The following is a 15356-nucleotide window of genomic DNA, read 5'->3' on the forward strand; positions in this document are numbered from 1 at the left end:
TAAACTGTTCTCGGACGAGGCCGGGCGCAGCCCCGTGTCCGTCCGCAAATGATCAGCCAGCAGCCGCTGCAACCCCAGGGAGCGTTGTGTCCCGTCGCCTGTTCACCTCGGAGTCCGTGACCGAGGGTCACCCCGACAAGATCGCTGACCAGATCAGCGACACCATTCTCGACGCGCTTCTGCGCGAGGACCCGACCTCCCGGGTCGCCGTCGAGACGCTGATCACCACCGGCCTGGTGCATGTGGCCGGCGAGGTCACGACCAAGGCCTACGCGGACATCGCGACCCTGGTCCGCAACAAGATCCTCGAGATCGGCTACGACTCCTCGAAGAAGGGCTTCGACGGCGCCTCCTGCGGCGTCTCCGTGTCGATCGGCGCGCAGTCGCCGGACATCGCGCAGGGCGTCGACACCGCCTACGAGTCCCGCGTCGAGGGCGATGAGGACGAGCTGGACCGCCAGGGCGCCGGCGACCAGGGCCTGATGTTCGGCTACGCCTCCGACGAGACGCCGACCCTGATGCCGCTGCCCATCTTCCTGGCGCACCGCCTGTCGAAGCGGCTGTCCGAGGTCCGCAAGAACGGCACCATCCCCTACCTGCGCCCGGACGGCAAGACGCAGGTCACCATCGAGTACGACGGCGACAAGGCCGTCCGCCTCGACACGGTCGTCGTCTCCTCGCAGCACGCCTCCGACATCGACCTGGAGTCCCTGCTCGCCCCCGACATCCGCGAGTTCGTCGTCGAGCCCGAGTTGAAGGCGCTCCTGGACGAGGGCATCAAGCTGGACACCGAGGGCTACCGCCTGCTGGTCAACCCGACCGGCCGCTTCGAGATCGGCGGCCCGATGGGTGACGCCGGCCTCACCGGCCGCAAGATCATCATCGACACCTACGGCGGCTTCGCCCGCCACGGCGGCGGCGCCTTCTCCGGCAAGGACCCGTCCAAGGTCGACCGTTCGGCCGCCTACGCCATGCGCTGGGTCGCCAAGAACGTCGTCGCCGCCGGCCTGGCCGCCCGCTGCGAGGTCCAGGTCGCCTACGCCATCGGCAAGGCCGAGCCCGTCGGTCTCTTCGTCGAGACCTTCGGCACCCACAAGGTCGACCCCGAGAAGATCGAGAAGGCGATCGACCAGGTCTTCGACCTCCGCCCGGCCGCCATCATCCGCGACCTCGACCTGCTCCGCCCGATCTACGCCCAGACGGCCGCGTACGGTCACTTCGGCCGCGAGCTCCCCGACTTCACCTGGGAGCGCACCGACCGCGTGGACGCCCTGCGCGAGGCCGCGGGCCTCTAAGCCCGCGCAGCTTCACTCGCCGAGGCCCGGTCTCCCTTTGCGGGGGCCGGGCCTCGGCGTTGCTCAGGGTCTGTGAGGCGCTCCGCCGGGTTCCTCGGGTCCGTCCTGTCGGCCGGGTCCGTCGGGTTCCTCGGGGCCGTCCTGTTCGTGCTGTTCGTCACCTGTTTCCCCGTCTCCTGGTGGCACGGGGCTGGTGTCGTTCGTCTGCGGCGGTGTGGACGGGACGCCGAAGCGGCGGCGGATCTCGTCGGCCGCCGCCTCGTCCCGGGCGCGACCGCCATCGCGATCTGATCGGCGATCAGCGCGCTCTCGTCCTCATGGGCCAGCCCGCGAACTCGGCGAAGCGTGCCGCCAGCGCCAGCAGGTCCCTGGCGGCAAGCGCGAGTGGGGTGGGGAGGCTGAATCGGCCGGTGAAATGGCTGGCAGGGCGGGCTTGCGTGAGGATACGTTGATGATCTCCCGGTGCGGGACCGCGTTGCTTCGGTGGAGTGCGCCTTGTGCGTGCGGTGAATCCGGAATGTGCTGACCGCTGTCGAATTGATCTCGGGAGACCGCAGACGGAGGCGCCGGCAGGCGTCGTCCGGGACCCGGTGAACCAGGGCGGGCATCGGTGGGGCGGCACGGTTGTCAGTGCCGTTTGGTAAGAATGCAAGCGTGAGCAGCGAGAACGTGCCAGGGGACGGCGGGGCCGAAGGGGCGCCGCCGGAGCAGCTCGCGCTCATTCGGGAGAGTGTGCGGGGAGCCAAGGTGCCCCGGGCCAAGCCGCGGACCTGGCGGGGGGCCGCGCTCGCGAAGGAGCTTCCCGTCGCGCGGGTGCTCGTCGACAAGGGTGCCCTGCATCTCGACCGGTACTTCGACTACGCGGTGCCCGAGGAGCTGGACGCCGAGGCGCAGCCCGGGGTCAGGGTGCGGGTGCGGTTCGGGGCCGGGCGGCACCGGGTGCGGGACGGCCGCCGTGAGGGCGGCGGACTCATCGACGGGTTCCTCGTCGAGCGGCGTGCCCAGTCGGACTACTCGGGCCCGCTGGCCGCACTCGCGCAGGTCGTGTCGCCCGAGCGCGTGCTGAGCGACGAACTGCTGGGGCTCGCGCGGGCCGTCGCGGACCGGTACGCGGGAAGCCTCGCCGATGTGCTCCAGCTCGCCGTGCCGCCCCGCAGCGCGCGTGCCGAGCGGCGGCCGTCCCCCGAGCCCCTGCCGCCGCCGTCCGCGCCCGACGCCGGGTCGTGGGCGCGGTACGAGCACGGAGCCGCCTTCCTGGAGTCGCTGGCCTCCGGGGGAGCGCCCAGGGCGGTGTGGAACGCGCTGCCGGGTCCGCAGTGGAGCGAGGAACTGGCCCGCGCCGTCGCCGCCACGCTCGCCTCGGGACGCGGCGCGCTCGTCGTCGTACCGGACGGGCGGGCCGCCGCGCGGGTCGACGCCGCGCTGACCGCGCTGCTCGGCGAGGGCCGGCACGCGCTGCTCACCGCCGACGCGGGGCCCGAGAAGCGGTACGCGCAGTGGCTCGCCGTCAGCAGGGGGTCCGTGCGTGCCGTCGTCGGGACCCGGGCGGCCATGTTCGCGCCCGTGCGCGACCTGGGACTTGTGGTCATCTGGGACGACGGCGACGACAGCCACAGCGAGCTGCACGCCCCTCAGCCTCATGCGCGCGATGTGCTGTTGTTGCGGGCCGCTCTGGACAAGTGCGGCTTTCTGCTGGGGAGTTGGAGCTGCACGGTGGAGGCCGCGCAGCTCGTGGAGAGCGGCTGGGCGCGGCCCCTGGTCGCCGGGCGGGAGCAGGTACGACGGACCGCGCCCCTGGTGCGGACCGTCGGCGACGACGACCTCGCACGCGACGAGGCCGCCCGCGCCGCCCGGCTGCCCACCCTCGCCTGGCAGGTGGTCCGGGAGGGGCTGCGGCACGGACCGGTGCTGGTGCAGGTGCCCCGGCGCGGTTACGTGCCCCGCCTGGCCTGCGCCCAGTGCAGGGCGCCCGCGCGGTGCCGGCACTGCTCCGGACCGCTCCAGGCGCAGGACGCGGGCGCGCTGCGGTGCGACTGGTGCGGGCGTGAGGAGGGCTCCTGGCACTGCCCGGAGTGCGGCGGCTTCCGGCTCCGGGCACAGATCGTCGGCGCGCGCCGGACCGCCGAGGAACTGGGCCGCGCCTTCCCGGCCGTGCCGGTGCGCACGTCGGGGCGCGAGCACGTGCTGGACACCGTGCCGGACGCCCCCGCGCTGGTCGTGAGCACCCCGGGCGCCGAGCCGGTGGCCGAGGGCGGTTACGCGGCCGCCCTGCTGCTCGACGGCTGGGCCATGCTCGGGCGTCCGGACCTGAGGGCCGGCGAGGACGCGTTGCGCCGGTGGATCGCGGCGGCCGCGCTCGTACGACCCCAGGGCGACGGGGGGACCGTCGCCGTCGTCGCCGAGCCGACACTGCGCCCGGTCCAGGCACTCGTGAGGTGGGACCCCGTCGGGTACGCGGTGCGGGAACTGGCCGAGCGGGCCGAACTGGGATTCCCGCCGGTGTCCCGGATGGCGGCGGTGTCGGGGACGGCGCAGGCCGTCGCCGAGTTCCTGGGAGCCGTAGAACTGCCCTCCGACGCCGAGGTGTTGGGGCCGGTGCCGATTCCGCCCACCCTGCCCGGACGCCCCCGCAGACCCGGAGCGCCCCCGCCGGGCGAGCACTGGGAGCGGATCCTCGTCCGGGTGCCCCCGGGAAGCGGCGCCGCGCTGGCCACCGCCCTCAAAACGGCTCAGGCCGCGCGGATGGCCCGGGGGAGTGCGGAGCCGGTGAGGGTGCGCGTCGACCCGCCGGACATCGGCTGAGGGGCCGACGACCGCTGCGGACGCCCTCAGGCGCGACTTCGGCTGTCCACCTGGCGTCGGCTGATGGCCGGTGGTCCGGCTCGGGCTGGTGGGTCGGCGCGGTCGGCGGTGATCGGGCCGCATCGGTTGTCGGCCTGGCGTCGGCTGATGGCCGGTGGTCCGGCTTCGGCCGGTGCTCCGACCGTGGCCGACGACGATGGTGCGGTCTCGACCGGCGGCGGTCCGGTCCTGGCCGGCAACCGCGGGAGCGGTGGCGGTGGTGGCGGCAGCAGTCGGCGATCGGTCGTCAGGGGGCGGGGTGTGATGCGGGATGAACGGCTGCCCTCCCGGCGGGTTCCGGGAGGGCGGAAGGAGAGCGGTCAGCCGTTGCGGGGGCCGGGGAGTGCGGTGGGCATGGCGTCGTCACGGAGCGCGGTGCTGCCGGCGGTCGGCTGCGTCGGCATGGAGCGGGCCGAGGGGACGGTCGGCACCGTCGGCAGGCCGGTGTTCACGTTGGCCGTGCGGGTGTCCGACGGCTCGGTCGACGGCTCGGTCTCGGCCGCTGCCTGGGCTGCGGCGCGGCGGGCGCCGTAACGGCGGTGCACCGCCTGCTTGGTGACCCCCAGGGCCGAGCCCACGGCGTCCCACGAGAAGCCGAGCGAACGGTCGAAGTCAACGGCGGCCGTGACCAGGGTCTCGACACTGTCCCGGAGTTCCTGGGCGAGGCGGACCGTGGGGGCGGGGGCGCGTCCGTAGACGACGAAGCCCGTGGAGGGGCCGGAGCGGCGCGGGCGGTAGACGTTGCCCAACTGGGCGGTGAGCGTGCGCAGCGCGTCCACCTGCCGGCGGACCCGCTCGATGTCCCGCACCAGCAAGTGCAGGCTGGCCCGGGCCTGGGCGTCGTGGGTTGCGTGGTCGGCCATGAACAAGCCTCTCGAGCCGGCGTTGAAAGGAATTGGGCCGCCAAAGCGGCCCGATGTGGTCAACTCTTTCTTGACCAACGCGTTTGCGCTCCGCTGGTCACGGGGTGGGGGCGTACGGGCATATGCGCACGCCGTCCTCCCCGTCGCACACCACCCGTTGCCCGCCGGCGGAGCGGCTCGGCGAGGTCCCGGTGGCCCGGACCTCGTTCCGTACGTCGTCATAGACTTGTGCGCTGCCCGTCCGATCCCGCCCGAGAGGCCCCAACCCACCCATGAAGCTTGTCTTCGCCGGTACCCCCGAGGTCGCCGTTCCCGCCCTGGACGCCCTGATCGCCTCCGGGCGGCACGAGGTGGCCGCCGTCGTCACGCGGCCCGACGCGCCGGCCGGGCGGGGCCGCAGGCTGGTCGCGTCCCCTGTGGCCGAGCGGGCGGAGGAGGCCGGGATCGAGGTCTTGAAGCCGGTCCGGCCGCGGGACCCCGAGTTCCTGGAGCGGCTGACGGAGATCGCCCCGGACTGCTGCCCCGTCGTCGCCTACGGCGCGCTGCTGCCCAGGGTGGCGCTGGACATCCCCGCGCACGGCTGGGTCAACCTGCACTTCTCGCTGCTGCCCGCCTGGCGCGGAGCCGCGCCCGTGCAGCACGCCATCATGGGCGGGGACGAGATCACCGGTGCCTCCACCTTCCTCATCGAGGAGGGACTCGACTCCGGGCCCGTCTACGGCACCGTCACCGAGACGATCCGGCCCACCGACACCAGCGGCGACCTGCTCACCAGGCTCGCCTTCGCCGGTGCCGGGCTGCTCGCCGCGACGATGGACGGCATCGAGGAGGGCACCGTGAAGGCCGTGCCACAGCCCGCCGACGGCATCACCCTCGCGCCGAAGATCACCGTCGAGGACGCCCAGGTGGACTGGGCCGCGCCCGCGCTGCGGGTCGACCGGGTCGTGCGCGGGTGCACGCCGGCGCCCGGCGCCTGGACCGCCTTCCGGGGCGAGCGCCTCAAGCTCATCCAGGTCACGCCCGTGCCCGAGCGTACCGACCTCGCCGTGGGACAGCTGGCGGTCGGCAAGAACAGCGTGCACGTGGGCACCGGGTCGTACGCCGTCGAGCTGCTCTGGGTGCAGGCGCAGGGCAAGAAGCCCATGCGGGCCGCCGACTGGGCGCGCGGGGTGCGCATCGCGGAGGGCGAGACGCTCGGCGGCTGAGCCCCCGCGAGGCGGCGGTGAGGGCGCGCCGACGCGGCCGACGTAGGCTGGAAGGCGCATCCCCTTCTTCACATCCGGAGCACCTTTTTCGTGAGCGAGCAGTCCCGTCGGCCGCGCAGGCCCGCCAAGCCCTACCGCCGTCCCCAGAAGGACCCCGTCCGCATCCTCGCCTTCGACGCGCTGCGCGCGGTGGACGAGCGCGACGCGTACGCCAACCTCGTGCTGCCGCCGCTGCTGCGCAAGGCCCGGGAGAAGGAGGGACCCGAAAAATTCGACGCGCGGGACGCGGCCCTCGCCACCGAGCTGGTGTACGGGACGCTGCGCCGGCAGGGCACCTACGACGCCGTGATCGCCAAGTGCGTGGACCGGCCGCTGCGCGAGGTCGACCCGCCGGTGCTCGACGTGCTGAGCCTGGGCGTGCACCAGTTGCTCGGGACCCGGATCCCGACGCACGCCGCCGTGTCCGCCTCCGTCGAGCTGGCGCGGGTCGTGCTCGGCGACGGACGGGCCAAGTTCGTCAACGCGGTGCTCCGCAAGGTCGCGCAGCACGACCTCGACGGGTGGCTGGAGAAGGTCGCGCCGCCCTACGACGAGGACCCCGAGGACCACCTCGCCGTCGTGCACTCGCATCCCCGCTGGGTCGTCTCCGCGCTCTGGGACTCCCTCGGCGGCGGCCGTGCCGATGTCGAGGAACTGCTGGCGGCCGACAACGAGCGGCCCGAGGTCACCCTGGTCGCGCGGCCGGGCCGGGCCACCACCGAGGAACTGCTGCGCGAGGACGCCGCGGTGCCGGGGCGCTGGTCGCCGTACGCCGTGCGGCTCACCGAGGGCGGCGAGCCGGGTGCCGTGGACGCCGTGCGCGAGGGACGGGCCGGCGTGCAGGACGAGGGCAGCCAACTGGTCGCCCTCGCGCTCGCGAACGCCCCCCTCGACGGTCCCGACGAGAAGTGGCTCGACGGGTGCGCCGGTCCCGGCGGCAAGGCCGCGCTGCTGGCCGCCCTCGCCGCCGAGCGCGGGGCCACGCTGCTCGCCTCCGAGAAGCAGCCGCACCGGGCCGGTCTCGTCGCCAAGGCCCTGGCCGGCAACCCGGGGCCGTACCAGGTCATCGCCGCCGACGGGACCCGGCCGCCGTGGCGGCCCGGCACCTTCGACCGGGTGCTGATGGACGTGCCGTGCACCGGGCTCGGCGCGCTGCGCCGGCGCCCCGAGGCACGGTGGCGCCGGCGCCCGGAGGACCTGGAGAACTTCGCGCCGCTGCAGCGCGCCCTGCTGCGCACCGCCCTGGACTCCGTGCGGGTCGGCGGGATCGTCGGCTACGCCACGTGCTCACCGCACCTCGCGGAGACCCGGGCGGTCGTCGCCGACATGCTCAAGCAGCACCCGGACACCGAACTCGTCGACGCCCGCCCCCTGCTGCCCGGCGTCCCCGACCTCGGCGACGGCCCCGACATACAACTGTGGCCCCACCTGCACGGCACGGACGCCATGTACCTGGCCCTGATCCGCCGAACCGGCTGAACCACCGCCAGGGGCAGCCGACCCAGGGGCGCGGGGCCGTATCGACATGCGGCTCCGCCGCGTGGGCGCGACCAGCCACGACGGCGCCGCAGTTCACGCACGATCGCGACCACCCCAGACTCGGCCTACCCCGGCAGGGCATGGCAGGCTTGGGTCATGGCCGCGCAGATCAACCCCAGCATTCTGTCCGCCGACTTCGCCCGCCTCGCGGACGAGGCGAAGGCGGTCGAGGGAGCCGACTGGCTCCACGTCGACGTCATGGACAACCACTTCGTCCCGAATCTCACGCTCGGCGTGCCGGTCGTGGAGTCCCTGGCCCGTGCCACGAACACTCCGCTCGACTGCCACCTGATGATCGAGGACCCCGATCGCTGGGCCCCGCGGTACGTCGAGGCCGGTGCCTCGTCCGTGACCTTCCACGTGGAGGCGGCGGCCGCGCCCGTGCGTCTCGCCCGGGAGATCCGCGCCATGGGCGCCCGCGCCTCCATGGCGCTGAAGCCCGCGACGCCGATCGAGCCCTACGAGGACCTGCTGCCGGAACTCGACATGCTGCTGGTCATGACGGTCGAGCCGGGCTTCGGCGGCCAGGCGTTCCTGGACATCATGCTGCCGAAGATCCGCCGCACCCGTGAGCTGATCGGCAAGCACGGTCTCCAGCTGTGGCTGCAGGTCGACGGCGGTGTCTCGGCGTCGACGATCGAGCGGTGCGCGGACGCCGGAGCGGACGTGTTCGTGGCAGGCTCGGCGGTGTACGGCGCCGAGGACCCCGCGGAGGCGGTCCGGGCACTGCGCGCTCAGGCCGAGACGGCGACCGCCAAGGCGTCCTGGGCATGCGACCACTGAGCCACGACAACGTGAACGGTTGAGAGAACGGCCCCCATCAGGGCAGATCAGTCGCGCCGAATCTGCAAGGATGAACGGCGAATCCAGAGTGTGAACAGCAGTGAGGAGATCGCCGTGTCGGGTATGTCGGCGGGCCGGTCAGCCATGCGGATGGGACCCGCTGAGCTGGTGCAGGCGGCGGCCATGGCCCGCCGCTTCTACCTCGAGGGGAAATCCAAGATCCAGATCGCGGAGGAGTTCGGCGTCAGCCGCTTCAAGGTGGCCCGGGTCCTGGAGACCGCCCTCGAACGGGATCTCGTACGTATCGAGATCCGCGTGCCGGCCGAGCTGGACGCCGAGCGCTCCGACGCGCTCCGTGCCCGGTACGGCCTGCGGCACGCCGTCGTGGTCGAGTCCCCGGCCGAGGCGGAGGAGACCCCCGACCCCGAGAACCTCGGGGAGGTCGCCGCCGACCTGCTCGGCGAACTCGTCAACGAGGGGGACGTGCTGGGGCTGGCCTGGGGCCGGTCCACCATCCACATGGCTGCGGCGCTCGACCGGCTGCCGCCGTGCACGGTGGTGCAGCTGACGGGCGTGTACGACGCCGGGACCGCCGAGCGCGGCTCGGTGGAGGCGGTCCGCCGCGCCGCCCAGGTGTCGGGCGGCGACGCCCACCCCATCTACGCGCCGATGCTGTTGCCGGACGCGGCCACCGCGGCGGCCCTGCGCAACCAGACCGGGATCGCCCGGGCCTTCGAGTACTTCGACAAGGTCACGGTCGCCTGTGTCTCGATCGGCTCGTGGGAGCCGGGCATCTCGACCGTGCACGACATGCTCAGCGACGAGGAGCGGGCGCACTACGCCTCGCTCGGTGTCGCCGCCGAGATGTCCGCACACCTCTTCGACGCCGAGGGGCGCAGGATCGGGCGGGATCTGGGGGAGCGGTGCATCACGGTCAAGGCCGACCAGCTGCGCCGCATCCCGGAGGTCGTGGCGATCGCGGGCGGTCAGCGCAAGGCGCCGGCGATCGACGCGGTGCTGCGCTCCGGGCTGGTCACCAGCCTGGTGACCGACACCTCGGCCGCCGACGCCCTGATGACGGCGGGGCCGACACCGAGGCCGGCGCTCAGCCGCGCCGACCCCGACGGAGCCTGAGGGGTTCCGGCGGGAACCGGACGCAGCGGGCGGTGTCCGGCGGCGGGTCGCGGTGAAACCGTGCGGGGACGGCCGTGGCAGCATCGGCGGCATGCTGCTGCGGTTCGTCCTGCCACCGGTTCTGCCACCCGTCCTGCGACCGGTCCTGCGTCGCGTCCCGCGGGCGCTCGCGGGGCTCCTCGTCTGTCTCTCCGTCCTGCTGACGGGGTGCTCGTCGCACACGGGCACCCCGACGGCTTCCGCCGACGCCTCCGCCCCGGGCTGGGCCCAGGGGATGGCCACCGTCCAGGTGTCCCGGCTGCCGGCCGAGGCCCGCACGACCCTGGACCTCATCGACAAGGGCGGGCCCTTCCCGTACGCCCGGGACGGGATCGTCTTCGGGAACTTCGAGGGGCACCTCCCGAAACACCCACGCGGCTACTACCACGAGTACACGGTGCCGACCCCGGGATCCCGCGACCGCGGGGCGCGGCGGATCGTCACCGGACAGGGCCGGGAGATCTACTACAGCGATGATCACTACAACTCGTTCCGGGCGGTGCTGAGATGAGCGAAGACCTGACGGGCCGGCTCACGGTCACACTCGACCTCGAGGACGTCACCGGCAAGGCGGGCCTGATGGACCGCGTGGCGAGCGCCCTCGCGCTGCCCGACTGGTTCGGCCGCAACTGGGACGCGCTGGTGGACTCCCTGTCCGACCACACCGTGTGGCCCGAGAGGGCCGTCGAGCAGGGGCTGCTGATCGTCGTACGGGGCTGGCGGCCGTTCGCCGAGGAGAACCAGGAGGAGTGGCGCACCGCGCAGGACGTGTTCGCCGAGGCGGTGGACCGCACCCCCGCCCTGGCCGTCGTCCTGGCCCTTGGAGGATCCTCCTAAGGCATCTTTGACCAGCCTGGATGTTCTGTCAGGGCCTGACAGCGCCCCCGGCATGGGACACTGAAGTACGTGCTCTTTTCCCCCTGGCGCACCCGTCGGGGGGTCACCTCTGATCGACTGGGATGTGCGGCACGTGCGTTTCCTCAATGACATCCAGCCTGCGTACGACCTGACGTACGACGACGTGTTCATGGTGCCGAGCCGCTCCGCGGTCGGCTCGCGTCAGGGCGTGGACCTCTCCTCGCCGGACGGCACGGGGACCACCATCCCGCTGGTCGTCGCCAACATGACCGCGATCGCCGGTCGCCGCATGGCCGAGACCGTCGCCCGCCGCGGCGGCCTGGTGGTCATCCCGCAGGACATCCCGATCGACGTCGTCACCGACGTGATCTCCTGGGTGAAGGGGCGTCACCTGGTACTGGACACCCCGATCGTGCTGGCCCCGCACCAGACCGTCGCCGACGCCCTGGCCCTGCTGCCCAAGCGCGCGCACAACGCCGGTGTGGTCGTCGACGAGGACCGCCGGCCCCTCGGCGTCGTCACCGACGCCGACCTGAGCGGGGTCGACCGCTTCACCCAGCTCGAAGTGGTCATGTCCAAGGACCTGCTGCTGGTCGACGCGGACATTGACCCGCGCGAGGCCTTCCACACCCTCGACACGCACAACCGGCGCTACGCCCCGGCCGTCGACAAGGACGGCAGGCTCGCCGGCATCCTGACCCGCAAGGGCGCCCTGCGCGCCACGCTGTACACCCCGGCCACCGACGCGCAGGGCAAGCTGCGCATCGCCGCCGCCGTCGGCATCAACGGCGACGTGGCTGGCAAGGCCAAGCAGCTGCTCGACGCGGGCGTGGACACGCTCGTCATCGACACCGCGCACGGCCACCAGGAGTCGATGATCAGCGCGATCAAGGTGGTGCGGGCCCTCGACCCGCAGGTGCCGATCGTCGCCGGCAACATCGTCTCAGCCGAGGGCGTCAAGGACCTCGTCGACGCCGGTGCGGACATCATCAAGGTCGGTGTCGGTCCGGGCGCGATGTGCACCACCCGCATGATGACCGGCGTGGGCCGCCCGCAGTTCTCCGCGGTCCTGGAGTGCGCCGCCGAGGCGAAGAAGTACGGCAAGCACGTGTGGGCCGACGGCGGTGTCCGGCACCCGCGCGACGTGGCCATGGCCCTCGCGGCCGGAGCCTCCAACGTGATGGTCGGTTCCTGGTTCGCGGGCACCTACGAGTCGCCGGGCGACCTCCAGCAGGACGCCGACGGCCGCCCCTACAAGGAGTCGTTCGGCATGGCCTCCGCGCGCGCGGTGGCCAACCGGACCTCGGAGGAGTCGGCGTACGACCGGGCCCGCAAGGCGCTGTTCGAGGAGGGCATCTCCACCTCCCGCATGTACCTCGACCCGGCCCGCCCGGGTGTCGAGGACCTGATCGATTCGGTCATCGCGGGTGTCCGCTCCTCCTGCACCTACGCCGGCGCCAACTCCCTGGAGGAGTTCGCCGACAGGGCCGTCGTCGGCATCCAGAGCGCGGCCGGCTACGCCGAGGGCAAGCCGCTGCACGCCAGCTGGAACTGACCCGCCAGAGTCCCCGTCCGCACGGCCCCCGTCGATCCCGCTCCCGGGAGCGACGGGGGCCGTCGGCGTTGTCGGGCCGGTGCTCCGAGATGCCCGCTCGGGGAGGTGGTACAAGGGGGAGAAATGGGGCTGATGAGGCCGGTGTGCAACAGTGCGCGGTCCGTACGCAATGAATGGGCATTCCGGCCCGATGAACGCAATGATCATGCGGGTATGTGCAAGGTTGCTGCATTACGCGCGTGAAGCCGCTCCTCGTAGGGTGCTGCGCTGTACATAGCGTGGCGGGGACTCCGCTCGGCGGTGTTCCTGCCCTGGCAGGCGTCCGCCGGTCCCCGCGCGTCCGACCGGCAGCGATAAGGAGCCAGCGAGTGCTCGACCAAGGCGCACCCCCGCACAACGAGAGAACGGCCGCCCCCGCGTCCCCGGGCGTCGCCGCGCGCCTCATGCGTCGCAAGCCCGTGGAACGCCTGGTCGCCGAGGGCGGCCAGGGCGAGGGAGGGACGCTGCGGCGTTCCCTCGGACTGTGGCAGCTGACCATGATCAGCATCGGTGCCACCCTCGGCACCGGCATCTTCGTCGTCCTCGGCGAGGCCGTCCCCAAGGCCGGACCGGCCGTCACCCTCTCCTTCGTGATCGCCGGCCTCACCGCGCTGTTCTCCGCGCTGTCCTACGCCGAGCTGGCGGGCACCATCCCGGTCTCCGGCTCCTCGTACTCGTACGCGTACGCAACGATGGGCGAGCTGATCGCCTGGGTCTGCGGCTGGTGCCTGCTCCTGGAGTACGGCGTCTCGGTGGCCGCCGTGGCCGTCGGCTGGGGCGAGTACCTCAACGAGCTGCTGGACGGCACCATCGGCGTGACGATCCCGCAGGCGCTGGCCGCGCCGCCCGGCGACGGCGGCATCTTCAACCTGCCGGCCCTGATCGTCGTCGTCCTCGCGATGGTGTTCCTGCTCGGCGGGGCCAAGGAGTCGGCGCGCGCCAACACCGTCATGGTGTGCGTGAAGATCGGCGCGCTGATCCTCTTCTGCGCCATCGGCTTCATGGGCTTCAAGTCCGGCAACTACGCGAACTTCATGCCGCTCGGCATGGCGGGCGTCAGCGGCGCCGGCGCCACGCTGTTCTTCTCCTACATCGGCTTCGACGCCGCCTCCACCGCCGGTGAGGAGGCGAAGAACGCCCAGCGCGACCTGCCGCGCGCGATCATGCTGTCCCTCGTCATCGTGACGGCCCTGTACGTGCTGGTCGCGGCCGTCGCCGTCGGTGCGAAGCCATGGCGGAAGTTCAACGACTCCGAGGCCGCGCTCGCGCAGATCATGACGGACGTCACCGGGCAGAGCTTCTGGGGCACCCTGCTCGCGTTCTGCGCCGTCATCGCCATCGCGAGCGTCGTCCTGACCGTGCTCTACGGTCAGACCCGCATCCTCTTCGCGATGTCCCGCGACGGCCTGGTGCCCAAGGTCTTCTCCAAGGTCCACCCGAAGACCGGTGCGCCGCGCGCCAACACGGTGATCGTGTCCCTGTTCTGCGGTGTCCTCGCCGCCGCGATCCCGCTGGGCCAGCTCGCCGACGCCACCAGCATCGGCACGCTGTTCGCCTTCGGGCTGGTCAACATCGCGGTCGTGGTGCTGCGCCGGACCCGTCCGGACATGCAGCGCACCTTCCGTGTGCCGCTGTCGCCGGTGCTGCCCGCGCTGGGCCTCGCGTTCTGCGTCTGGATGATGGGCAGCCTGTCGACGGTCACCTGGATCGTGTTCGGTGTCTGGATGGCCGTCGGGCTCGTGTTCTACTTCGTGTACGGCTATCGCCGTTCCCGTCTCGCGGCCGGTGAGGGTCTCGCGGTGACGGCAGAGAAGTGACCGAACCGAAGAAGTGAACCGCCCCCTGTGCTGAACGATCTCGACGAACGCATCGTGCACGCCCTCGCCGAGGACGCCCGCCGCTCCTACGCGGACATCGGGCAGCTCGTCGGCCTGTCCGCGCCCGCCGTCAAGCGGCGCGTGGACAGGCTGCGCGCCACCGGGGCGATCACCGGATTCACCGTCCGCGTGGACCCGGCGGCGCTCGGCTGGGAGACCGAGGGCTACATCGAGATCCACTGCCGTCGCAACACCTCGCCGGAGACCATCCAGCGGGGGCTGGAGCGGTACCAGGAGGTCGTGGCCGCCTCGACCGTCACCGGCGAGGCGGACGCGATCGCGCAGGTCTTCGCGTCCGACATGCGTCACTTCGAGCGGGTGCTGGAGCGGATCGCCGGGGAGCCGTTCGTCGAGCGCACGAAGTCCGTGCTGGTGCTTTCGCCGTTGCTCCGGAGGTTCTCTTCGGGGGCCCCGGGGTAAGGGCGGATTCCAGCTCGGGGGGTCCTGGCGGTCGCCGGGTGCGGGTCCGCTTGGGCCGTTGGCGCAGTTCCCCGCGCCCCTTCACCCGCACCCGGCGACGAACAGCCCCCCGAGCTCTATTCCGGGGCCTTGCGCGCGAGCGCGTTGTTGCCGATCGAGTTGTGGACGCTGAAACTCACCGCGTCCGAGCGGTACCGGTCGTCCGACCACTCCACCGGCCGCCCCTCGCGGGTCGTGGTGACCCGTCGTACCCGCAGCAGCGGACTCGTACGGCGCACCCCCAGCAACTCGGCGTCCTGCGCGCCGCAGGCGACCGCGTCGATGATGTGCTCGCCGTAGGCGAAGACGAGGCCCGTGTCGTCGTACAGGCGCTGGGTGACGGACGGGCAGTCCGGCTCGATGGCCTTCACCGCCGGTGAGATCCAGTCGGCGTACACGGTCCGCTCCAGCAGGACCGGCTCGCCGTCCAGCCCGCGCACCCGCAGGACGTGCAACACCGGTGTCCCGGCCGCCAGTTGAAGGCGTACGGCGTCCTCCTGGGTGGCCGGGAGGTACTCCTGCGTCACCACGTGGCCGGTGGCCTCGCGGCCCATGGCCCGCGCCCACTGGGCGAAGCTGCGCAGTTCCTCGAAGCTCTGGCTGCGCCGGCTTGCGAGCACCACGCGGCGGGCGCCCTGGCGGGAGCCGATCAGGCCCTCGGCGGTCAGGGCGGCGACGGCCTGGCGGACGGTGCCGCGGGACACGCCGTAGTGGGCCGCGAGTTCCGACTCCGAGGGCAGCCGGCTGCCGACCGTGTACTCCTCGCGGTCGATCGCGCGCCGCAGCTCGTCGGCGATCTCCTCGTGTCGCGCGGTCATGCTTCCCCTCTG

General features: G+C 72.5%; 14 protein-coding genes. 12 read left to right on the forward strand and 2 right to left on the reverse strand.

Annotated features, from left to right (window positions below; translation table 11 throughout):
* Window positions 1–86 precede the first annotated feature (86 nt).
* From metK to ACWD5D_RS27900, 3 genes are all read left to right on the forward strand, one after another.
* Window positions 87–1295 carry a methionine adenosyltransferase gene (metK, locus tag ACWD5D_RS27890; protein ID WP_451375506.1) on the forward strand — a complete coding sequence of 403 codons (1209 nt, stop codon included), beginning with the start codon at window positions 87–89 and terminating at the stop codon, window positions 1293–1295.
* Between the two features lie 72 nt (window positions 1296–1367).
* Complete coding sequence (locus tag ACWD5D_RS27895) at window positions 1368–1586, forward strand: hypothetical protein (protein WP_451375507.1); 219 nt, start codon at window positions 1368–1370, stop codon at window positions 1584–1586.
* Window positions 1587–1949: 363 nt separating this feature from the next.
* Window positions 1950–4097, forward strand: a complete 2148-nt coding sequence (locus ACWD5D_RS27900; protein ID WP_451375508.1) for a primosomal protein N' — start codon at window positions 1950–1952, stop codon at window positions 4095–4097.
* Between the two features lie 359 nt (window positions 4098–4456).
* Here the strand turns inward: ACWD5D_RS27900 and ACWD5D_RS27905 are convergent, their stop codons facing one another.
* Entirely contained in the window at window positions 4457–4999 is a 543-nt protein-coding gene (locus ACWD5D_RS27905) for a hypothetical protein (protein ID WP_451375509.1), read from the reverse strand.
* 272 nt (window positions 5000–5271) lie between these two features.
* Here ACWD5D_RS27905 and fmt point away from each other — a divergent pair, with 272 nt between their 5' ends.
* From fmt to ACWD5D_RS27950, 9 genes are all read left to right on the forward strand, one after another.
* Complete coding sequence (gene fmt / locus ACWD5D_RS27910) at window positions 5272–6204, forward strand: methionyl-tRNA formyltransferase (RefSeq protein WP_451375510.1); 933 nt, start codon at window positions 5272–5274, stop codon at window positions 6202–6204.
* A 90-nt stretch (window positions 6205–6294) separates the two neighbouring features.
* A complete protein-coding gene (locus ACWD5D_RS27915; protein WP_451375511.1) occupies window positions 6295–7722 on the forward strand; it encodes an RsmB/NOP family class I SAM-dependent RNA methyltransferase in 1428 nt (475 codons plus the stop codon).
* A 156-nt stretch (window positions 7723–7878) separates the two neighbouring features.
* Window positions 7879–8565 carry a ribulose-phosphate 3-epimerase gene (gene rpe / locus ACWD5D_RS27920; RefSeq protein WP_451375512.1) on the forward strand — a complete coding sequence of 229 codons (687 nt, stop codon included), beginning with the start codon at window positions 7879–7881 and terminating at the stop codon, window positions 8563–8565.
* 90 nt (window positions 8566–8655) lie between these two features.
* Window positions 8656–9699 (forward strand): sugar-binding transcriptional regulator, encoded by a 1044-nt coding sequence (locus ACWD5D_RS27925; protein ID WP_451375513.1) that lies wholly within the window; start codon window positions 8656–8658, stop codon window positions 9697–9699.
* A 91-nt stretch (window positions 9700–9790) separates the two neighbouring features.
* On the forward strand, window positions 9791–10249 hold the full coding sequence (locus ACWD5D_RS27930) for a ribonuclease domain-containing protein (protein WP_451375514.1): 459 nt from the start codon (window positions 9791–9793) through the stop codon (window positions 10247–10249).
* Complete coding sequence (locus ACWD5D_RS27935) at window positions 10246–10575, forward strand: barstar family protein (protein WP_451375515.1); 330 nt, start codon at window positions 10246–10248, stop codon at window positions 10573–10575. Before ACWD5D_RS27930 ends, ACWD5D_RS27935 begins: the two co-directional genes overlap by 4 nt.
* A gap of 133 nt (window positions 10576–10708) precedes the next feature.
* Window positions 10709–12151: a GuaB1 family IMP dehydrogenase-related protein gene (locus ACWD5D_RS27940; protein ID WP_451375516.1), complete on the forward strand. Its 1443-nt coding sequence runs from the start codon at window positions 10709–10711 to the stop codon at window positions 12149–12151.
* Window positions 12152–12519: 368 nt separating this feature from the next.
* Window positions 12520–14007: an amino acid permease gene (locus tag ACWD5D_RS27945; protein WP_451375517.1), complete on the forward strand. Its 1488-nt coding sequence runs from the start codon at window positions 12520–12522 to the stop codon at window positions 14005–14007.
* A gap of 27 nt (window positions 14008–14034) precedes the next feature.
* Window positions 14035–14487: an Lrp/AsnC family transcriptional regulator gene (locus tag ACWD5D_RS27950; protein ID WP_393876293.1), complete on the forward strand. Its 453-nt coding sequence runs from the start codon at window positions 14035–14037 to the stop codon at window positions 14485–14487.
* 116 nt (window positions 14488–14603) lie between these two features.
* On the opposite strand, the gene ACWD5D_RS27955 is transcribed toward ACWD5D_RS27950, so the two are convergent.
* Entirely contained in the window at window positions 14604–15344 is a 741-nt protein-coding gene (locus ACWD5D_RS27955) for a GntR family transcriptional regulator (protein ID WP_451375518.1), read from the reverse strand.
* Window positions 15345–15356 lie beyond the last annotated feature (12 nt).

This window comes from Streptomyces sp. NPDC002520, from assembly GCF_053595235.1.

Bases quoted from the DNA above. Each gene is read 5' to 3' on its own strand.
- ACWD5D_RS27905 (WP_451375509.1), bottom strand. From the start codon at position 4,999: ATGGCCGACCACGCAACCCACGACGCCCAGGCCCGGGCCAGCCTGCAC.
- fmt (WP_451375510.1), top strand. From the start codon at position 5,272: ATGAAGCTTGTCTTCGCCGGTACCCCCGAGGTCGCCGTTCCCGCCCTG.
- rpe (WP_451375512.1), top strand. From the start codon at position 7,879: ATGGCCGCGCAGATCAACCCCAGCATTCTGTCCGCCGACTTCGCCCGC.
- ACWD5D_RS27930 (WP_451375514.1), top strand. From the start codon at position 9,791: ATGCTGCTGCGGTTCGTCCTGCCACCGGTTCTGCCACCCGTCCTGCGA.
- ACWD5D_RS27935 (WP_451375515.1), top strand. From the start codon at position 10,246: ATGAGCGAAGACCTGACGGGCCGGCTCACGGTCACACTCGACCTCGAG.
- ACWD5D_RS27955 (WP_451375518.1), bottom strand. From the start codon at position 15,344: ATGACCGCGCGACACGAGGAGATCGCCGACGAGCTGCGGCGCGCGATC.